Source organism: Dolichospermum compactum NIES-806, assembly GCF_002368115.1.
Taxonomy (GTDB): domain Bacteria; phylum Cyanobacteriota; class Cyanobacteriia; order Cyanobacteriales; family Nostocaceae; genus Dolichospermum; species Dolichospermum compactum.
Genome location: NZ_AP018316.1, coordinates 4,699,369 through 4,717,667, shown reverse-complemented (window position 1 = coordinate 4,717,667; position 18,299 = coordinate 4,699,369). Strand labels below are relative to the sequence as shown.

24 protein-coding genes and 1 pseudogene are annotated in these 18,299 nt (G+C 38.6%); 10 read left to right on the top strand and 15 right to left on the bottom strand.

Going from position 1 to position 18,299, the window contains the following annotated elements; genetic code table 11:
* Positions 1-103 precede the first annotated feature (103 nt).
* Positions 104-706, top strand: a complete 603-nt coding sequence (locus tag CA730_RS22015; protein WP_096670567.1) for a Uma2 family endonuclease — start codon at positions 104-106, stop codon at positions 704-706.
* A gap of 10 nt (positions 707-716) precedes the next feature.
* Entirely contained in the window at positions 717-869 is a 153-nt protein-coding gene (locus tag CA730_RS22010) for a DEAD/DEAH box helicase family protein (protein WP_096670565.1), read from the top strand.
* 450 nt (positions 870-1,319) lie between these two features.
* Here CA730_RS22010 and CA730_RS22005 read toward each other — a convergent pair whose 3' ends face one another.
* From CA730_RS22005 to CA730_RS21995, 3 genes and pseudogenes are all read right to left on the bottom strand, one after another.
* Complete coding sequence (locus CA730_RS22005) at positions 1,320-2,858, bottom strand: amidohydrolase family protein (protein WP_096670563.1); 1,539 nt, start codon at positions 2,856-2,858, stop codon at positions 1,320-1,322.
* 90 nt (positions 2,859-2,948) lie between these two features.
* A pseudogene (locus CA730_RS22000) lies at positions 2,949-3,233 on the bottom strand (nitrilotriacetate monooxygenase); the annotation flags it as partial.
* Positions 3,234-3,456: 223 nt separating this feature from the next.
* Positions 3,457-4,800 carry an LLM class flavin-dependent oxidoreductase gene (locus tag CA730_RS21995; protein WP_096670561.1) on the bottom strand — a complete coding sequence of 448 codons (1,344 nt, stop codon included), beginning with the start codon at positions 4,798-4,800 and terminating at the stop codon, positions 3,457-3,459.
* A gap of 685 nt (positions 4,801-5,485) precedes the next feature.
* Here CA730_RS21995 and CA730_RS21990 point away from each other — a divergent pair.
* A complete protein-coding gene (locus tag CA730_RS21990) occupies positions 5,486-5,752 on the top strand; it encodes a prevent-host-death family protein (protein ID WP_096670559.1) in 267 nt (88 codons plus the stop codon).
* Between the two features lie 60 nt (positions 5,753-5,812).
* The gene (locus tag CA730_RS21985; protein ID WP_231939908.1) at positions 5,813-6,064 is read left to right on the top strand and encodes a type II toxin-antitoxin system RelE/ParE family toxin; all 252 of its coding nucleotides are present in this window, start codon (positions 5,813-5,815) and stop codon (positions 6,062-6,064) included.
* Positions 6,065-6,131: 67 nt separating this feature from the next.
* Here the strand turns inward: CA730_RS21985 and CA730_RS21980 are convergent, their stop codons facing one another.
* From CA730_RS21980 to CA730_RS21970, 3 genes are all read right to left on the bottom strand, one after another.
* Entirely contained in the window at positions 6,132-6,785 is a 654-nt protein-coding gene (locus CA730_RS21980; RefSeq protein WP_096670557.1) for an HAD family hydrolase, read from the bottom strand.
* A gap of 10 nt (positions 6,786-6,795) precedes the next feature.
* Complete coding sequence (locus tag CA730_RS21975) at positions 6,796-7,149, bottom strand: DOPA 4,5-dioxygenase family protein (RefSeq protein ID WP_096670555.1); 354 nt, start codon at positions 7,147-7,149, stop codon at positions 6,796-6,798.
* 61 nt (positions 7,150-7,210) lie between these two features.
* Entirely contained in the window at positions 7,211-7,390 is a 180-nt protein-coding gene (locus tag CA730_RS21970) for a hypothetical protein (protein ID WP_096670553.1), read from the bottom strand.
* A 138-nt stretch (positions 7,391-7,528) separates the two neighbouring features.
* On the opposite strand from CA730_RS21970, the gene CA730_RS21965 reads away from it, so the two are divergent.
* The 3 genes from CA730_RS21965 to CA730_RS21955 all read left to right on the top strand — a co-directional run bounded on the left by CA730_RS21965 (position 7,529) and on the right by CA730_RS21955 (position 9,881).
* Positions 7,529-8,200 (top strand): glutathione S-transferase family protein, encoded by a 672-nt coding sequence (locus CA730_RS21965; RefSeq protein WP_096670551.1) that lies wholly within the window; start codon positions 7,529-7,531, stop codon positions 8,198-8,200.
* A 44-nt stretch (positions 8,201-8,244) separates the two neighbouring features.
* On the top strand, positions 8,245-9,153 hold the full coding sequence (locus CA730_RS21960; protein ID WP_027401253.1) for a TauD/TfdA dioxygenase family protein: 909 nt from the start codon (positions 8,245-8,247) through the stop codon (positions 9,151-9,153).
* 128 nt (positions 9,154-9,281) lie between these two features.
* Positions 9,282-9,881, top strand: a complete 600-nt coding sequence (locus tag CA730_RS21955) for a thioredoxin family protein (RefSeq protein ID WP_096670549.1) — start codon at positions 9,282-9,284, stop codon at positions 9,879-9,881.
* A 70-nt stretch (positions 9,882-9,951) separates the two neighbouring features.
* Here CA730_RS21955 and CA730_RS21950 read toward each other — a convergent pair whose 3' ends face one another.
* Positions 9,952-10,146, bottom strand: coding sequence for a hypothetical protein (locus CA730_RS21950; RefSeq protein ID WP_096670548.1), 195 nt, complete (start codon positions 10,144-10,146; stop codon positions 9,952-9,954).
* Positions 10,147-10,340: 194 nt separating this feature from the next.
* Between CA730_RS21950 and CA730_RS21945 the strand changes: the two genes are divergently transcribed.
* Positions 10,341-10,715, top strand: coding sequence for a hypothetical protein (locus CA730_RS21945; protein ID WP_096670546.1), 375 nt, complete (start codon positions 10,341-10,343; stop codon positions 10,713-10,715).
* A gap of 37 nt (positions 10,716-10,752) precedes the next feature.
* On the top strand, positions 10,753-12,051 hold the full coding sequence (locus CA730_RS21940; RefSeq protein ID WP_096670544.1) for a hypothetical protein: 1,299 nt from the start codon (positions 10,753-10,755) through the stop codon (positions 12,049-12,051).
* 132 nt (positions 12,052-12,183) lie between these two features.
* On the opposite strand, the gene CA730_RS21935 is transcribed toward CA730_RS21940, so the two are convergent.
* From CA730_RS21935 to CA730_RS21900, 8 genes are all read right to left on the bottom strand, one after another.
* A complete protein-coding gene (locus tag CA730_RS21935) occupies positions 12,184-12,519 on the bottom strand; it encodes a XisI protein (RefSeq protein WP_096670542.1) in 336 nt (111 codons plus the stop codon).
* Positions 12,507-12,926, bottom strand: a complete 420-nt coding sequence (locus tag CA730_RS21930; protein WP_096670540.1) for a XisH family protein — start codon at positions 12,924-12,926, stop codon at positions 12,507-12,509. The genes CA730_RS21935 and CA730_RS21930 overlap by 13 nt, the downstream gene beginning before the upstream one ends.
* Before the next feature lie 92 nt (positions 12,927-13,018).
* Positions 13,019-14,287, bottom strand: coding sequence for an MFS transporter (locus CA730_RS21925; protein WP_096670538.1), 1,269 nt, complete (start codon positions 14,285-14,287; stop codon positions 13,019-13,021).
* Positions 14,253-14,711: a MarR family winged helix-turn-helix transcriptional regulator gene (locus CA730_RS21920; protein ID WP_027401245.1), complete on the bottom strand. Its 459-nt coding sequence runs from the start codon at positions 14,709-14,711 to the stop codon at positions 14,253-14,255. The genes CA730_RS21925 and CA730_RS21920 overlap by 35 nt, the downstream gene beginning before the upstream one ends.
* A 19-nt stretch (positions 14,712-14,730) precedes the next feature.
* Positions 14,731-15,585: an ABC transporter permease gene (locus CA730_RS21915; RefSeq protein ID WP_096670536.1), complete on the bottom strand. Its 855-nt coding sequence runs from the start codon at positions 15,583-15,585 to the stop codon at positions 14,731-14,733.
* Positions 15,542-16,396, bottom strand: coding sequence for an ATP-binding cassette domain-containing protein (locus CA730_RS21910; protein ID WP_096670534.1), 855 nt, complete (start codon positions 16,394-16,396; stop codon positions 15,542-15,544). The genes CA730_RS21915 and CA730_RS21910 overlap by 44 nt, the downstream gene beginning before the upstream one ends.
* A 71-nt stretch (positions 16,397-16,467) precedes the next feature.
* Positions 16,468-16,908, bottom strand: coding sequence for a type II toxin-antitoxin system VapC family toxin (locus CA730_RS21905; protein ID WP_096670532.1), 441 nt, complete (start codon positions 16,906-16,908; stop codon positions 16,468-16,470).
* Entirely contained in the window at positions 16,905-17,129 is a 225-nt protein-coding gene (locus tag CA730_RS21900; protein ID WP_096670530.1) for a hypothetical protein, read from the bottom strand. The genes CA730_RS21905 and CA730_RS21900 overlap by 4 nt, the downstream gene beginning before the upstream one ends.
* 210 nt (positions 17,130-17,339) lie before the next feature.
* Here CA730_RS21900 and CA730_RS21895 point away from each other — a divergent pair.
* The coding region (locus tag CA730_RS21895; RefSeq protein WP_157750080.1) for a tetratricopeptide repeat protein at positions 17,340-18,299 on the top strand (960 nt) is incomplete at its 3' end.

The following is an 18,299-nucleotide window of genomic DNA, read 5'->3' as shown; positions in this document are numbered from 1 at the left end:
ATCCTTTCCGAATACAATTAATCAAAGAAGTCGGGGATCTTATAACCTCACCTGAATCCTTACTCACTTTCCTAGCAAAGTATAACTTCTCCATTCCACAACCATGACTCTAACTAAAACCCGACTTACCTTTGATCAATTCCTCAACTACGACTTTCCCGAAGAAGGTCGTTATGAACTTGTAAATGGAGAAATCATGCGGATACAAGCAACTAGAAAACATGATAACTTAGCAGAATTTATCGCTGATACTTTTAAATTAGAGGTTAAACGTCTGAATCTCAATTACAGAGTATCGGGAAGGATTTCCATTAGAACTTTAACAACCAGTGGTAAAGAACAAGGTCGTGTTCCTGATGTTAGCCTAGTAGATAGAAATTTGTGGGATGCTAACTTATCCGCTTACACTGCCTTTATTGAACCATTACAATTAGCAGTAGAAATAGTTTCCACAAATTGGGAAGATGACTATATAGATAAATTAGAAGAATATCAACGTTTAGGTATTTCTGAATATTGGATAGTTGATTATTTAGCTATTGGTAGTCGTAATTATTTAGGTAATCCCAAAGAACCAACAATTTTTGTATATATTCTCAATGAACAAGGCGTTTATCAATTAAATGCTTATAGAGGTACAGATATAATTATCTCCCCAACTTTTCCAGAATTAAATATTACAGTTGATCAAGTTTTTGCAGCATAGATATAATTTCATGATAGATGAACACTTCCAAACCCTAACCACATTCCCCCCACGCAACTTTCAACGAGAAGCCATTACTAAACTCCTCCACCGTCAAGACATCCTTCTCCGCGCCCCCACAGGGTCAGGGAAAACCGAAACAGCGATCGCCCCTTTCCTCTAACTGTTATACTTCCAGGTGATTGCTCCTCCAAAAAACCAGAATCATCCGCTCCCATCTTGAATGTACCTCCAGAAATCACTAGCATTCCTGGAGGACAGGGATTAACGGTGGCAGCTAATGCACAGAAACGGTTAATAAATATATTGAACAGCAACGCGATTAACGTCAATGCAGGATAAAGGAAAGCAACTAGCCTTCATCCCTTGTCTAAAGCACAGATGTAGCTGACTTAGGAAGCTACATCTTCAAGGGTTTTCGGCATTTCCCTTATAAAATTCTGTAGGATTAGCTACTGCTTTGATAAGCGATCGCATACATAACTAAGCTTCTGAGCGATCGCTTGTAGAATCACTGGGAGGTTACTCATTTAATCCTTTCCTTGATTGGGATTTGTTTGTGTTTGAAATTTTGGTTAATAACGTCTCTATGGCTACAACCTCACAAAGTCATTTACACACTCACCAATGTCTTATCCACCAATTGAGATTCAGTCTTAGGTAGTTTGGATTCTACTGCTGTTCCCTTGAAGAAATCAGGGTTAGCTTCAGTGTAGAATTTATGAGGATTGCCGAATACATAAGCTTTGAAGTCAGCTTCGGAAATCACACATTCTCTTACCAAATCCCAGCTTTCCGCTAAAGGTGCGGTGAGATCGGGTACATCCCAGTGACCAACATCTGAGGAGTAGATAGCATTGAGTTTGACTCCCAAGGGGTTGGCTTTATCGTTGAATGCTGCTGCAATGGTGCGATCATCAGATTCAGAACCAAAGAAGAAACTGTTCACCCAGCGATCGCGGATATCTTCAATTGATTGAATCCCTGCTGCACCAAAATCCTCTAATTCACTACCCACTGGTGAACGGCTATGACGGTTGAAGGAAGCTCCCAATACACTCTTAGTTAATTCCTCTTTGGTTAGGGAATGTCCTTGAGTAATTTCTCCACCATATTCTGCAAACAACTCGAACAACTCATGGGGGTTAGCTAAATCTGGGTTGTAGTTTTGCAGTCCTTCTAAACTACGTTTGGAGAAACGATCTACTAAATGAATGTAGACGTGAGCGCCCCAGTCTGCACCACCCTCTAGCATCCCCACACGCAATTGTGGGAAGCGTCTAGTTACACCACCGAAGAACAAGGCTTTCGCAAATGCTTGTGAACCATCGGCAAAGTGACCGATATGGTTATTCATATAGTTACTAATGGAGGAGCGTCCAGTCCATCCTTGACTACCGTAATGGGTAGTGAGAGGTACGCCTAATTCAACGGCTTTAGCCCAGAAGGGATCATAGTTGTATTCACTATCTAGACCGAAAAAGTCAATATAGGAGGCATATTTGCCAACTTCGGGGAATTGATCGGCTGGGTATTTATCTGCGATCGCTTTAATTGGTCGTCTGACACCACCGGGGATATTTGCCACTTTCAATCCCAGTGTTTTTACTGCAAACTCCAACTCTTCAATCGCTTCTTGGGGGGTAGTCATGGGAATACCAGCTACCACAGTGAGGCGATCGCTATATTGACGGTAAATATCGGCATGATAGTGATTAATCGCCCGTTGCAATAATTGACGATTCTCCTTACTTGCACCAGCCGCAGCTAAGGCATTATTAGGAAATAGTACAGAATAATCTGATCCTTGCTCCGCTTGACGTTCATAGAGGAGTGCAGGGAGGGTATAGGTTGCCAAATCTAAGGTATTACGGGTAACTCTAGCCCACCAAGGCGATCGAATTGTGCGGTTGTTCTGACGTTCTTCTGGAGTTTGTTGATACCAGTCCTTACCTTCACTCTTGGAATTGAGACGGGAAGATTCAGCCTTGCGTAATTCATCTACCAGCTTCACACCGCCGTAGTGAGCAATATAATCCTCAAGGGCAGGAGTAAAATCATTAGTGTGAACATCAGTATCAATGACAGGATAATCCAGATTGGCTCTAACTGCGGCGGAGGGGGAGCTTTTCAATTTGCTATATTTAGTCATATTTTCCTTAGAAAAGTTACAAGACAATTTACCCGGATTTCTCAAACAATTTCAGAATCTAAAAGTTATGAATTTTCAAAAAATCGGGGAGATGTTTTTGGTAACGGAGGATAAAGCCGAAAAAAGCGTCACAGGTTCAAAATGAGCAATTTTACCGTTACGAATCTGAGTTTCAGGAGAACCACCCCAAATTCCTGGACTATCTGCTAGAAATACTGCATCAAATAATCCACGTTCCGCAGTTTGAGTAATTTCTTTATAATGCTCAAAATTCAGACCTGCATCTATTTGTGTACTGGGATGTCGCCATGCAGAAATATGATGTCCAGTAGCTTGAATAAATGCACCTAACCGAAACTTACGTTTTGCGCTCATATATTTTTTCTTCCTTCGTGTCCTTCGTTCCTTCGTGGTTCAATCAATTCAGTCTTCTTCTGAAGAACCGAAAGTAATAAATTTAGGACTTACGCACAAGTCACTGAAAAACGTTCGCGGAGGGTGGCGTTAGCCATACCACAGAGGCACAGAGTTCACAGAGAAATGAGGTTTTGAGAGATATTTTGCGTAAGTCCTGAAATTTTTGTGTAGTGGCAATTACTTAGACTGCTGCTAATACCTTTTGATATTGATTAACCGGACGAGATAAACCCAGATTCTCACGCAGAGTTGTTCCTTCATACTCAGTGCGGAACAATCCGCGCCGTTGTAGTTCAGGAATTACCAAGTCAACAAAATCATCTAGTCCACCAGGAAGATAAGGTGGCATAATGTTGAAGCCATCAGCAGCATCATTGAGAAACCAGCTTTCTAGTTGATCTGCAATTTGTACTGGTGTACCGATAATTGTCCAATGACCACGCGCTCCCGCAATCCATTGATAAAGTTCCCGAATGGTAAAATTGTGTTTGCGAGCAATATAAATTAATAATGCTTGGCGGCTTTTGTTATCATTGGTTTCTGGTAAATCTGGTAGTGGTGCATCCAGAGGATAAGAGGAAAGATCCGTGCCTATAAGTCCTTGTAATAAAGCTAAACCAACTTGAGGATGAATTAAATCCTGTAGTTCCTGATACTTAGCTTTTGCTTCTGCTTCTGTAATCCCAACTACGGGAAAGACACCGGGCATAACTTTGAGTTGGTCTGGTGTGCGTCCATATTTTGCTAATCTACCTTTAACATCTGCATAGAAGGCTTGAGCATCTTCTAGGGTTTGTTGAGCAGTAAATATAACTTCGGCAGTCCTACCCGCAAGTTCTTTTCCATCTTCAGAAGAACCTGCTTGCACAATTACAGGATAACCTTGGGGCGGACGGGCAATATTCAAAGGTCCGCGCACGGAAAAGAATCTGCCTTTATGGTTAAGTTCATGTATTTTATTGGGGTCGTAGTAAAAAGCTGTTTCCTTATCACGAACAAAAGCGTCGTCTTCCCAACTATCCCACAAACCTTTGACTACATCAATAAATTCATGGGCGCGAATATAGCGATCTGCGTGAATAGGATGGTTTTCCAAACCGAAATTACCGGCTGTTTCACTACTACCAGTTGTGACGACGTTCCAGCCGGCTCTTCCCCCAGAAATATGATCTAAGGAAGCAAATTTGCGTGCGAGAATATACGGATCTTCATAAGTGGTAGAGGCAGTGGCGATAAAACCAATCTTTTCTGTCACCGCAGACAAGGCTGAAAAGAGGGTGACAGGTTCAAAGTCTCCACCGAAGGCTGTGCGTCCTTCCGCACCACGGCGTTGTTGTAAGGCTAAACCGTCAGCGAGAAAAAATGCGTCAAATTTACCGCGCTCGGCTGTCTGGGCTATCTGTTTATAATGCTCAAGGTTAAGAGCGCCATTACTCTGTGCTTGAGGATGTCGCCAAGCTGCTACGTGCTGACCTGCTCCGGGTAAAAATGCACCTAGTCTTAGTTGTTTTTGTTGTTTGCCCATATCAGACTCCAAGTAATATTTTTTACTAAATGAATATAGAATGATAAAAATTTTCTGGGATAGCGGTTGTCAGCTATGCCACTGTAACTGCTGCATATTTAGTTGTTAGCAAAGCTTTTTCAACTCCTTAGCCATAGCTGTAGGCATTAGCGTTAGTGGTGGGTTGTCAATAAACTACTGTATCTCGACTGAGTTATCGTAGATTAATAGTAGAATCTCATAACTCTCATGAAAAAGCAAGTACCTTTTAAGAAAAAATTGATTAACTAAATTTGTTAGCACCTAATTGTTAGATATTCTAAGTATTTGATGGCTCTAAAGTGTGCAGGGTGTGCGATCGCCTCCGGCACTGGCGTAGCCAATCGTCTCTGGCGGGTGAAACGCGATCGCTCAATTTGAAAAAAGAAAAAATGTATAGTACAAATATACTTGTATTTGACTACTGAGTAAAATCAAAGTAGCTTAAAATATAAGTTGCCAGAATCGTTGTGTTGTGTAGTGCATCAGATTTCGCGGCAATTCCCTGCTTTAAATTCTGCAAATTCCCCAAAAGCGATACATACTACGAACGAAGTGAGAAGTGATCGCACTTTCTATACAGTTATCGAACGCTTACCATATTCGTTACACGATCACAGCAAAGATATCACTATAATAGAAACATCAATCTTCACGGTTAACTGTAATGACTATCAAAGAATTACTCTTACAAGAAATTGACAACACCCCCAACGAACTCCTAGAGGATCTGCTGAGTTTTTTACAATCACTGAAAACAACCCCAAAACAGCCTCTAAGTACATATCAAGAACTCTTAGAACGAATTGATTACTTAGAAACAATAGTAGGTATTCGTAAAGGACTAGATGAATTTAAGCAAGGTGAAGGAATACCAGCAGATCAAGCATTAGCAACCCTAAAAAACAAATTTAATATTCCTCCTCGCTCATGAATTACCAAGTTATTATTCAACCTACAGCTTTTTTTAGAAATCGAAACTGCTTATCGTTGGATGTGCGATAATCTGAGTCCTGAAGTAGCAAACAATTGGTACTACGAACTTGAAGATGCTATAGCATCATTAAAAAAATTTCCTAGTCGCTGTATGATAGCACCAGAAGCAAAAGTAATTGGTGGTGAAGTTCGTCAACTCTGGATTGGAAAACAAAGAAAATATCGAGTTTTGTTTGTAGTCGAAGAAGATGTTATCGCCATTATTCATGTTCGTAATAGTCGCCAATCTTATTTAAGTGAAGAGTCATAATGATGTTTATTAGCCATAGCATAATTTTCTGTAAGTATCGCTTTTAATAGTGATCAGAGTTGAGCGATCAAATCAAAGGCAGCAATGTAGGAATCTCATCTGGACAATCAGCAATTAAATCAGCTTTGTGAGTTTCCAATTCCTCCCTACTTCCATAGCCATAAGTCACACCAATTGCAGCAATATTATTTTTCTTAGCCCCAATTATATCATGTAAGCGATCGCCTACCATAACCACAGTGGAAGCTAAAAGACTTTCCCTTTCTAAAATGTAGGAAATTAAATCACCTTTCACACTTCTATTCCCATCTAATTCGCTACCATAAACACCATCAAAAAAAGGTGCTAAATCAAAATATTCAATAATGCGTGTAGCATAAATTTTAGGTTTAGAAGTCGCTACAAAAGTCTGATAACCAGCAGCACGAATAATTTTTAGGGTTTCGGGAATTTGCGGATAAAGGGAGTTTTCAAATAACCCAATCGTAGAAAAGCGACTACGATATAGTAAAATTGCCTTCTCCAGTAATGTGTCATCAGAGGTTTGCAATAACTGGGAAAAACTGCTTTTCAGTGGTGGTCCAATACACCAAAGCAATTCATTAGCATCTGGTGGTTTATAACCAAGTTCTGATAAAGCATACTGAATACAGCGAGTAATCCCCGGTTTAGGATCAGTGAGAGTTCCATCTAGGTCGAAAAGGACTGTGTGAGAACGCATTTTTTTAAGTTTAAATAGTTTTTAACCTTTGTAGAAACTCAATATTTAAGGGTAGCTTCTCCCCTAACCACAGAGAATTATCGGTATGATCTTTGACATCATCTCCCGTTTCTGGGTGAACTAAAATATCTAAACCTTCACGGTTAACCATTAACCAAGGTACAACTTCACCAAACTGATGTGGTAAAAAAGCCACTTGATACATTGATTTTGGGTGTGGTCCTACACGCTGTTCATGCCAACGTCCTAATCTTACATCAAATTTAGCACCTAAACCTTCTCTTATACGAGCAGCAGCTTCACGACTGACGGTATCAAAATAAATATGTGCATGAAACCCAGTAATATCAGTTTTTTTATTCATGGTTCTTGATTTCACTCTTACTCATAAGTATAACTCAATAATTATTTAGATATACTAATCATTAGTCAGCCATAAATTTAGTTAAACCACTTGAATTTTCTTTCTGGTCATGTAATACTACTAAAACAAACACCCATAAATCGGTCAACAAACTGTAGTTTTTATTTTGTCCCAACCCGTCACGGGTGATGCACAGATAACTGGCAATAGTCATATCTGCGCTAGTTTTGGTATTAGACATCTGGTGGAAAAGAATGTAGAGACGAGAATCCCTACCCAGGTCACGTCTCTACATCTAAATTATTTAAGATTTGGGTTTTTGATGTCAACAAATTCCCCATACCCCAACACAAATCCTAATTTACAAAGGAACTCCAACATGGCTGACATTAAGATTTATAGTGCGGTTGTTTGTCCTTATGCTCACCGTACCCGCTTGGTACTTCAAGAAAAGGGTATTGATTTTGATTTGATTGAAATTGATTTGCAGAATAAACCAGAAGGTTTTACAAAAGTTTCTCCTTATGGAAAAGTACCTGCAATTACTCATGGAGAAAATCGGATTTGGGAATCAGCAGTTATTAATGAATATCTGGATGAAGTATTTCCCAACCCCCCGCTTTTACCTAATAAACCCATTGCTAAAGCTCAAGCTCGGATTTGGATAGATTTTGCTAATACTAGATTAGTTCCCGCTTTTTCTACTCTGTTACGCAGTTCAGATTTCCAAAAACAAGAGGAAGCCAAACAAAAACTCTATAAACATCTAGAATTTATTGAAAATGAAGGTTTAGGGAAACTTTCTGAAGATGGTCTTTACTGGTTTGGTGAATCTGTCAGTTTGGTTGATTTTACCTTTTTTCCCTGGTTTGAAAGATGGGCTGCTCTTAAACATTATCGTGGCTTTGGTATCCCTGCTGAATTTACTCGTTTAAAACAGTGGAAACACGCGCTCAAAGAACGTGAATCAGTGAAAGCGATCGCACACTCCAAAGAGTTTTATATTGAGCGATATGCTAAATTTGCCGCTCCTGTGCCTGTCGCTGCTTAGTCAAACGCTGCATTGAAATATTCCTAAATTGAGAACACAGATTTATGAGTTATCAAAACATAGAAGTTAAACCAATTGCTGGACGCATCGGTGCAAAAATTAAAGGTGTTAATTTGGCTGATCACCTCAGTGATGAAATCATCAGCGAAATCAGAAAAGCCTTAGTTGAATATAAAGTCATCTTCTTTCGTGGACAGGAACTTGATGCTAATGGACAAGTAGATTTTGCCCGTCGGTTTGGTGAAATCACTACTGCACATCCCACAGTTCCATCACTTCCTGGACATCCAGAAGTATTGGATTTAGATTATAGCCGCACTGTTGCCCGTGCGAATAACTGGCACACCGATGTCACATTTGTAGATCGTCCGCCCCTTGGCTCGGTCTTGAGGGCATTGGTAATTCCGCCGGCGGGAGGGGATACTATTTGGGCAAATTCGGTGACTGCATACCAAGATTTACCGGAGCATTTGCGTAATTTAGCGGATAAACTTTGGGCTGTACATAGCAATGCTTATGATTATGCCACAGCCTTTGATATACCGGAAGAAGTCAAATCTTACCGGGATGTGTTTACTTCAACGGTGTATGAAACCTTACATCCAGTGGTGAGAATTCACCCTGAATCTGGGGAAAAGGGTTTGTTTATTGGTGGTTTTGTGCGGCAAATTCGCGGTTTATCTCCCACTGAATCAGCCGATATTATTCGCTTGTTGCAATCTTATATTACACGACCTGAGAATACAGTACGTTGGCGGTGGAAAGTTGGTGATGTGGCATTTTGGGATAACCGCGCTACTCAACATTATGCGATCGCCGACTATGGAGATCAACCCCGTCGTGTGCAGCGTGTAACCATTGCTGGTGATCTTCCTTTAGGTATTGACGGTAAGTATAGTCAAGCCATTAAAGGAGATTCTGCGGCATATATTCCCAATCTTGTAGCAGCTTAACCTAACCCCCTAACCCCCTTCCCTTTAAGGGAAGGGGGGAAATCAAAACCTCTCTCCTACAAGGAGAGAGGTTTTAGATTTACAAGCATTAAATAATTGTAATTTGATAATTTAAGGAATTGGATTTTATGGCTTTAACACCTTCGACAATGTTACCTTTGGGAACTTTAGCACCTAAATTTAATCTCCCAGATGTGGTTTCAGGTAAAACGATTTCATTGGCAAACTTTGCTGATAAAAAAGTATTAGTAGTTATATTTGTTAGTCGTCATTGTCCTTTTGTGCAACATATCAAATTTGAATTAGCAAAATTAGGACAAGATTACAAAAATAGAAATGTAGGTATTTTAGCAATTAGTTCTAATGATATTAATACTCATCCTAATGATGCACCAGAACTACTTAAAGATTTTGCCCAAGAAATAGATTTATCTTATTCTTTACTTTATGATGAAAGTCAAAAAGCGGCTAAAGATTTTTTTGCAGCTTGTACTCCTGACTTTTTTATATTTAATGCTCATAGAAAGCTGGCTTATCGGGGACAATTAGATGATAGTCGTCCGAAAAATGATTTACCTGTGACTGGACAAGATTTGCGAAAAGCGATTAATTATGTTTTAGCAGATGAGGAAATTATTTGGCAGCAAAAGCCGAGTATTGGTTGTAATATTAAATGGAAAGCAGGGAATGAGCCAGTTTATTATAAAGTTCCGGTAGCGGTGGGGTAGTTAGGGATTTTTCAGAGAAAACTGTTAATTAATGTAGAGATGTTTTATGGAACGTCTCTACAGAATAATCCTATTCATGAAATATATTGGCTTCCACATGAAAAAAGTCTGCTAATTTTTGGGTTAATTCTGGAGTTATCTTTTGATTGCCATTTAAAATATCATCAACCAAAGCTTGTTCGTTTTCTGCTTCAGTCCTGATATCTTTGGGAAGATAGGCTGTTAATAGTTCTTTGTATTTGTCGGAATTAAAAGTAAGGGTCATTTTTTCAATTTTTCTTATTGTATTCGGCGTGAGTTTGATATTGATTCACTTTAATATTGCCAACCTCAAAATGAGAAATAGTTTCAGCCTTTAGAAAACATAAGAGAACTTTATACACATATAATATAGAATAGAGTTGATTAATTTTTAAGTTTGTGATATACTGTTCCGGTAAACATTAGTAAAATCAGTTTATGCTAGAACCAACTACATTAGCTATTGAAGCTACAAAAATTGTATTCAAAGTTTTAGACAACGTAACAGAGGGTGGTTTACAGGAAGTAGGCAAGCAGATACTTAATTATTTGCAAGAAAAATTACGGTTAAATTTTCAGTTGGAGCAAGGTAAACAAGATACCGCACTTCTCCAAACTATTATTTTAGATAAAGTATTAGAAGATAACCAATTCAAAAATGACTTAGAACAACTTGTATTAAGATTTGAAAAATTAGAAAATACAAATAATAGTGCTAAAGTTCTTCAAAATAACCAATACGGTTCTAACATAAGTGCAGATAATATTATAAATCCACAATTTATCAATAATCCACAGATATTTCGTAAATAAACATTATTACGAACTTCGAGATACTGACATAGAACCTTTGAGCTTATTAGGAAAGTTTTTAAGCTACTTTAAGGTTTCATTTTTCCTAGTCTCAGCACTTGTATTCTGGATTATTTTTGGTTGGTTTGCTGACTACTCATTCCCTTATGGTCAAGTTATTGAATTAATTATATGTTGCTTTAGAGGTACGATTACAGCTAAAGTTAATCAATTACAAAAGCAGTTACAAAAGACTGATTTTATTTCTCAAATAGATAATCAACAACAAATACAGAGATTAAATAACCTTGATTCTCAAGCTTGGTTGTATTTGGGTATTTTAGATAGACTAGGAAACAATAGTTCCGAAAGTAATGAAAAACTTGCTAAGACAATAGAAGCTTTAAGGAATAAGAAATATGAGATTTTAGATGAATTAAATCCTCGTAGATATGGAAAGTATCGTACACTCTCTAAAATTCAGGATTTTGTTAAATCTATTACTTCAAGTAAAACTCAAAAGGATTTTCTTCAAATTGAGAAAATCATAGATGAATTAATCAAAGCTGTTAGAAACAGTCATCCATCTGAAACAATAATTAAAGAATCATTAGATGTATTAACTCAAAAAACTGCTAAAAATGCTCATAAAATAAGTCCTAATAGATTGAGAATTATTTATAAAATTGCAGAACTAATTAATGACCTTTTTCTCAAGGAATTATCTAATTTTGAACCATCTGATATAGATAAACTGAACGAAACTATAATTCAAGAACTTAAAGAGCAAATAAACATTTTTTCTCAACAATTTAAAAACTTACTTGAACAAAAATATACTATGCAACAAGAGTTGCAAAACTACAATGATAAATTAAATAGTCTTAACAAGCTTATATTTGAGCGTGAGAATGAAGAATTTAAACTGCGTGAGGAATTAAAAAAATATATTTCCTTAAATCAAGATAGGCAAAATAGCATTAATAATCTTCAGGCGGAATTAAATAGGACAAATAAAAAGTTAATTGAACTAAAAACTCAGAGGGATGATCTAGATAATAGAGTAAATCAGCTAATCCAAAATATTAAGTATAAACAGAATGAAGTAGAACAGCTAACTAAAAAGCTAAATAAATACTCGGAAATCAGATTTTTAGAAGGAGATTATATTGGTAATTTAAGTAATAAAAATAGTAAATATCATTTCAATAGAAAATGTAATCATTGGAAGATGTTAGTAGGAGAATATGTGTTGAAGTTAGATGGTTCACGAGAAATCAGGAGTAGTAGTAGCCCTAGTTTATTCATTAAAGAAGGACTTGAGGAATGTGATATATGTTCGGAGAGAAAGAGTTAGTAAAAAGTGTTCAGCATTAAGTAGGGTGTGTTACGGCTATGCAAATACTTGTGCATATAAGAAAGCACTAACTAGCCTTAACGCGCCCTATGATTTAAGGTTTACTTTATAAATCATCTCTAAAAAAATACTTTAACCCACAGCATATTCTGTAAACTTCCTCATAAAAGGAGATTGAAACCCCAATACAATATCGTCCTTTGGAACTCCCACAGCAACTAAATTTTCTGCAATATCATCTTCAGTACCATTCCATTGCAGCCAAATTTTTTCACCTTTAATATCAATATGAATAATACAACTATGTATCCATTCTTGACCTTCCCAACCTACATGAACTATTTGATAGTGGTCACGTTGTGTATCAAAAATTGTCTCAACTTCTATATTCCCGTTAGCAGGTTTTTGTTCGCTATATTCTTGTAAAATCTGCTGTACAAGCTGGCGATATCTAGTTAGTTTATCCATTCTGCAATAACCTCATGCTCTACATCATAAATAATCATTTTGACTTGATTCTCTTCAATCATATCTCTAGGAAAATCAAGATTAAAAAATGTCTTATAGGTTGTTAAAGGTACTGCTAAATACAAAACACGATCTGGCTGTCGTCTTCTTAATGCACCTCGATAATTAATAAACTGTCCTAACGCTGTATGAAATTCCGAAATTGCAGATGATCTCTCCAAAAAACTTTTAATTTCAACAGCAATTTTTTCTCCTTCTTTTTCCGCCGTAATCAGCTTTTCAGCGGCTAAATCAATAGATAGATTTACCCCGCCTACACTAATTGATAGGGGATCATGAGTAATCTGCCAACCGTCCTTCTGTAGAGCTTTTTTGACAACTTCATGAAAGACATCTTTAGCCGACATACTGATCCCTAATTATATTTCCTACATATATCTTACAATATTAACGCATTTCTTCCTTTGCGCCTTTGCGCCTTTGCGTGAGATACTTTCCCCTATAAATCCTCATGCAAAGCCCCCAACTTCCTAATCTCCGGCCAAATTGCGGCTGTTGCCACCACCACCAAAATCGTCCCAATACCCCCACCAACCACAGAAAACACCGGACCAAATAAAGCCGCAGTCAACCCAGACTCAAAACCCCCCAACTCGTTAGAAGCACTGATAAACACACTATTGATAGCCGCCACTCGACCCCGTAAATGGTCAGGAGTGCGAATTTGCACCAAAGTATGACGAATCACCACGCTAATGCTGTCTAACGCCCCACTTAATGCCAACATCAACAACGACAACCACACCCAACGAGATAACCCAAAAATAATTGTCACAATCCCAAAGCCGACAACCGACCAAAGTAAGGCCGGCCCAGCTTTGCGGATAGGTGGCAAATATACCAACAATGCTGCCATAATTAATGCACCTATTGATGGGGCGGCTTGTAAATAACCTAATTCCACCGGACCAACGTGCAGAATATCTTTAGCAAAAACGGGTAATAATGCGACTGCACCACCCAGCAAAACAGCAAATAAATCTAGGGTGATAGCTGCGAGAATTAGTTGATTATTCCACACAAATTCAGCCCCAGCAGCTAGGGTTTTTAGGGATATTGGTTCTTTCTTAAAGTTAGTTTTTTGGGGTTTAATGGCTGCGGTGAGGAAAAAACACGATAGTGCAGCGATCGCAGATAATATATATACTCCTGTGGCACTTCCGAACAGAGCAATACTCAATCCCCCCAAAGCTGGCCCAATTACCGACGCTAATTGAAAACTACTACTATTCCAAGTCGCTGCATTAGTAAAAGCACTCATCGGTATTAACTGCCACATCAGCGCATCACCCGCAGGTTTGAGAAATGCCCTAGCTACACCTGTTAATAATAAGCAAGCATAAATTAGAAAAACTGCACTTTGATAATAGGAAATAGCCGCTAAAGTTAGAGAACAAAACATTAATAGCAGCATTGAGAATAAAGTAATCTTTTTCCGGTCATTTTTATCAGCAATATGTCCCGTAATCAAAGTCAGCGCAATCATGGGTAAAACTTGCGCCAGCCCGATTCCACCTAAGGCCATCGGTGAATTTGTCCGCTCATATAGCTCCCAGCCCAGCGCGACGGTCTGCATTTGTCCCCCTGTGAAGAGGACTACACGCCCAATGGTAAATAGCCGATAATCTCGAAATCTCATAGCTGCCAAAGGATCGTGTTGTGCAGCCTTATTGTTATGGTGAGTTGGTTTCTGTTTGCTCGAAGACATTTTTTAGTAGAGTCAAGCCTGATTCAATATGTGATACTTGCTCTGGTGTCAAACCCTCCAGAATTTCCGCAATTTCCCCGCGAGTTTTTTCCTGGGATTGCTCTAAAAGCAGTTTTCCCTCTCTCGTCAAATTCAGGACTACTCGTCGTCGTTCTTGAGGATTATCTGTCCGTTGCACCAGATTGCGTTGGACTAATTTTTCTATAGTTGTTGATGCTGTAGCACAGGTGACTCCAAGATGATCTGCTACCTCAGACAAGGAAGCACCGGGATTGCGATTCAGAAAAGCGAGCGATCGCAATTGTGGTATAGATAAAGAGTCAGAACTGTGCGATCGCATTTCGGCTCGGATAAACCGCATCAATAAGGGGACTGTTTCCATCACCCTAGCGGCACATTCTTCAGAGGGTTTATCCAAACTCATAAGACCGTTTTTCTCCAGATTACATTGCCACCCGTGGATAAAGTCGTCCACAGATGTAGGTTAAACCTATTAATGTTAGCAAGAGAATTGTACAATCTAACCCGAACCCATAAATACTTGAGCCATTGGCCAGCATTGCACCCCGTAAAGCATCCACCTCATAAGTCAAAGGATTCAAGTGAGAAATGACCTTTAACCAACTTGGCATTAAGGAAATAGGATAGATGGCATTACTAGCAAAAAACAACGGCATGGTGATTAATTGCCCAATTCCTGTAAATCTTTCTCGTGATTTCACCAAACAACCGATGATGAGTGAAAAAGTGCAAAAACAACCAGCACCTAAAAATATGACTAGGACAACTTGTAAAAAAGCCAAAGGATTGAGATTGAGGTGTACACCCAACAAAATCGCTAAAAAGTAAATAAACACCACTTGAAAAAAGCAACGAACACCAGCTGCAAAAGCTTTACCTAAAACAATCGCTGCGCGGGGTATAGGCGCTGCTAAAAATTTATGCAAAATCCCTAAATCACGTTCCCAAATTAATGTCATTCCCCCAGCAAAAATAGCAACAAACAGCGCACTCTGAGCCAAAATACCGGGAGTCATAAAATCCAAGTAAGGTAAATTACCTGTAGGGATAGCACGAGTCCGAGTAAATACTTGCCCAAATATCAGCAACCATAAAGCCGGTTGCACAGCCCGAATCACTAAATCACTGGGATCATGGCGGAGTTTCCGCACTTCTAATTCAGTAATTACCAGGGTTTTGGTAAATAGTTCTTTGATGCCAGAAAAAATCCCTTTGGGGCGATTATATCTAGGTTCAACCCAACCGTTGAGAGGTACGTCTGGTTCTTGCAGTTTCACTGTAACTCACTCCTGATACTAATTGATTTCCTGCGTAGTGGATGAAGACATCATCTAAAGTTGCGTCTGGGTTGCCGATAGCGGCTTTTAAGTCTGCGGGTGAACCAGTGATAATTTCTTTACCTTGGTTCATAATCACGACTCGATTGCAAAGATGATCCGCTTCTTCTAAAAAGTGGGTAGTTAAAAAGATGGTTGTACCGTACTCAATCCGCAGTTGCTGTACAAGTTGCCATACTTGTGTTCTTGCAACTGGATCTAATCCGACTGTTGGCTCATCTAGAAATAAGATTTGGGGTTGATGTAAAATAGCTTGAGCAATTTCCAGTTTCCGAATCATCCCCCCAGAAAAGGTTCTCACTAAACGATGTGCTACATTCTCCAAACCCATAAATTCCAGCACCTCCGCGATTTGCTGTTTTCTGCGTCGAGGGGGAATATCATACAATTTAGAGAATATTAACAGATTTTCATAACCAGTCAAACTACCATCTGCTGATAAAGCCTGGGGTACATAACCTATTACTCTTCTGACTGCATCAGGTTGACGAGTCACATCATAACCTGCTAAGTATGCTTTCCCGCTACTGACTGGTAGCAAGGTAGTTAACATTTTAATTACCGTACTTTTACCCGCACCGTTGGGACCGAGTAAACCAAAAACTTCTCCAGATGCAACGGAGATATTCAAAGTATCAACGGCTGTAGATTTTTCAAAGCGGCGCGTCAGTTCCAAGGTTTGCAATATTACTGACTTTGGAACTTGTGCAGGTATTTCCGCAGATTCTATTCTTCCCGTAAGTTTCGTCACGAGCAGGACTTACTTCCTTTCTCAAATAATTAGAGTATCTAAATATTAGTTTGACATATTTCTTCTAAAAGTCAAGACCAAGAATTAACGATGACAACCCCAGTACCAGCAAAATCTTTTTCGTTACGAGTAACAAGTGATAGAGAGTGTTGAAGTGCGATAGCTACGCTCGCCGAAGGCATCGCTGCAATGAGAGAATCCATAGCGGGTAGAGGTCGGCCATTCTGTTCTAGTTGCCCGATTAAATTTCCCCATAACACCATTGTGGAGACATCTATAGTTAAGATTCTGTATTCAAAGCGATTGGGCAGGGTTTCATTTAGCCAAGTTGTGAGAGATTCTTTTCTCTTAGATGCAGTAAGTTTGCAGATGCCTTTAGCGATTTCGCCAATAGTAATTACACTGAGGTAAAGTGTTTCTGGAATTTGGGCATCTACCCAATCTAAAACTTTTTGATTTGGTTGTTTGGCAACAAGTTCAGAAATTAGACAAGTATCAAGAAGGTAGGTCATGGGTTGAAGGTATCGCGGGGTAGGCTGTTGTGATCTCGGTTCAAGTCGAGTTCTTCACTGAGTTCAGCCAAGGGGGATTGACGGAAAAATTCTGAGATTTTAGTAGGTTGTTCCGGGTGGATGTTGCCTGTAGTTAGGCTTTGGGCAAGGAGTTGAATAATATATAGTTTATCGTCATGCGAAAGCTGAAGGAGTTGTTGTTCAAGTTCTGGGATAACCATGATGGGGTTTAAATGAAGGATAATTTTATTTTACTTTCAGCATCTACTCATTTAAATAGAGCGACGCTATACTATTCTTATGGATAGATGTTAGCCCTTACAAAATTACCCTACTTGAGCAATTACCTGTCCAATCTCTTGAGGTGTTAAGCTTAAATTTTCCTATTCACATTCTATTTAAAAATATCGCTAGAGTAAATTTAAACCAATATGGACTGGACAACACCACTCAAGGCACAACAGACTGATTTTATTCAAAGACTTAAATCTGCTAAATTACTCCACTGTGACGAAAAAGTCCAGCATAGTGAATTAACTATCATTTCTGGTAAAAGGTTAGACCAATTCCGGGATTTTTGCTGGGAAATGGCGGAAAAATATAGACGAACTTCTCGCGTCGCTATTCGTGATGTTTTTATCAACAATATGAAGGGGAAGTTAGCTGAGGAAGTTGTTAAATCCCGTTTAGCTGATTTTGTCACAGAAGTTGACTATGAAAAGCGCGTTGGTGGTGATGGAAAAGTTGATTTTACCTTAACTTCTGACTCATCAATTGGTATTCAGGTTAAAGCCCGTAATGGCAATTTTGATAATATTCAATGGTCAATTAGTCGAGAAGAAATTGAAAAAAATGCTGTTCTACTTTGTATTTTAATTCAAGAGGAAGTTAGCGAAGCTCAGGCTGAATACAATCTGATTTTGGCGGGATTTTTACCAACTAATATGATTAAATCGAATACTGGTAAAGTCTTGGTGGGAATAGATGAATTGCTTTATTCTGGCGGTTTACGCAGCTATTTAGAAAGTTTGACATCTTCTGAAGCTGACGAATATATGCGCTTGGGTAAAGAGTGTTATGAGAAAAAAGATTATCAAGGTGCTATTGCTTATTATACTCAAGTATTGGAACTGAAACAAAATAATGAAGATGCTTATTTTTATAATGAAGATAATGAAGATGCTTATTTTTACATAGCAAAAGCCCGTTATAAATTAAGAGATCACCATGGTGCAATTGATGATTACAGTCAGGCTATCAGAATTCCATTAACTGTTCCAAAATCTTTTGTAAAATATATGAGCTTGGGTAAAGAGTGTCTTGAGCAAGAAGATTATCAAGGTGCTTTTGATTATTATACTCAAGCATTGCAAGATCCTGACTTTGCAAAT

Bases quoted from the DNA above. Each gene is read 5' to 3' on its own strand.
- CA730_RS22015 (WP_096670567.1), top strand. From the start codon at position 104: ATGACTCTAACTAAAACCCGACTTACCTTTGATCAATTCCTCAACTAC.
- CA730_RS22010 (WP_096670565.1), top strand. From the start codon at position 717: ATGATAGATGAACACTTCCAAACCCTAACCACATTCCCCCCACGCAAC.
- CA730_RS22005 (WP_096670563.1), bottom strand. From the start codon at position 2,858: ATGACTAAATATAGCAAATTGAAAAGCTCCCCCTCCGCCGCAGTTAGA.
- CA730_RS21995 (WP_096670561.1), bottom strand. From the start codon at position 4,800: ATGGGCAAACAACAAAAACAACTAAGACTAGGTGCATTTTTACCCGGA.
- CA730_RS21990 (WP_096670559.1), top strand. From the start codon at position 5,486: ATGACTATCAAAGAATTACTCTTACAAGAAATTGACAACACCCCCAAC.
- CA730_RS21985 (WP_231939908.1), top strand. From the start codon at position 5,813: ATGTGCGATAATCTGAGTCCTGAAGTAGCAAACAATTGGTACTACGAA.
- CA730_RS21980 (WP_096670557.1), bottom strand. From the start codon at position 6,785: ATGCGTTCTCACACAGTCCTTTTCGACCTAGATGGAACTCTCACTGAT.
- CA730_RS21975 (WP_096670555.1), bottom strand. From the start codon at position 7,149: ATGAATAAAAAAACTGATATTACTGGGTTTCATGCACATATTTATTTT.
- CA730_RS21970 (WP_096670553.1), bottom strand. From the start codon at position 7,390: ATGTCTAATACCAAAACTAGCGCAGATATGACTATTGCCAGTTATCTG.
- CA730_RS21965 (WP_096670551.1), top strand. From the start codon at position 7,529: ATGGCTGACATTAAGATTTATAGTGCGGTTGTTTGTCCTTATGCTCAC.
- CA730_RS21960 (WP_027401253.1), top strand. From the start codon at position 8,245: ATGAGTTATCAAAACATAGAAGTTAAACCAATTGCTGGACGCATCGGT.
- CA730_RS21955 (WP_096670549.1), top strand. From the start codon at position 9,282: ATGGCTTTAACACCTTCGACAATGTTACCTTTGGGAACTTTAGCACCT.
- CA730_RS21950 (WP_096670548.1), bottom strand. From the start codon at position 10,146: ATGACCCTTACTTTTAATTCCGACAAATACAAAGAACTATTAACAGCC.
- CA730_RS21945 (WP_096670546.1), top strand. From the start codon at position 10,341: ATGCTAGAACCAACTACATTAGCTATTGAAGCTACAAAAATTGTATTC.
- CA730_RS21935 (WP_096670542.1), bottom strand. From the start codon at position 12,519: ATGGATAAACTAACTAGATATCGCCAGCTTGTACAGCAGATTTTACAA.
- CA730_RS21930 (WP_096670540.1), bottom strand. From the start codon at position 12,926: ATGTCGGCTAAAGATGTCTTTCATGAAGTTGTCAAAAAAGCTCTACAG.
- CA730_RS21925 (WP_096670538.1), bottom strand. From the start codon at position 14,287: ATGTCTTCGAGCAAACAGAAACCAACTCACCATAACAATAAGGCTGCA.
- CA730_RS21920 (WP_027401245.1), bottom strand. From the start codon at position 14,711: ATGAGTTTGGATAAACCCTCTGAAGAATGTGCCGCTAGGGTGATGGAA.
- CA730_RS21905 (WP_096670532.1), bottom strand. From the start codon at position 16,908: ATGACCTACCTTCTTGATACTTGTCTAATTTCTGAACTTGTTGCCAAA.
- CA730_RS21900 (WP_096670530.1), bottom strand. From the start codon at position 17,129: ATGGTTATCCCAGAACTTGAACAACAACTCCTTCAGCTTTCGCATGAC.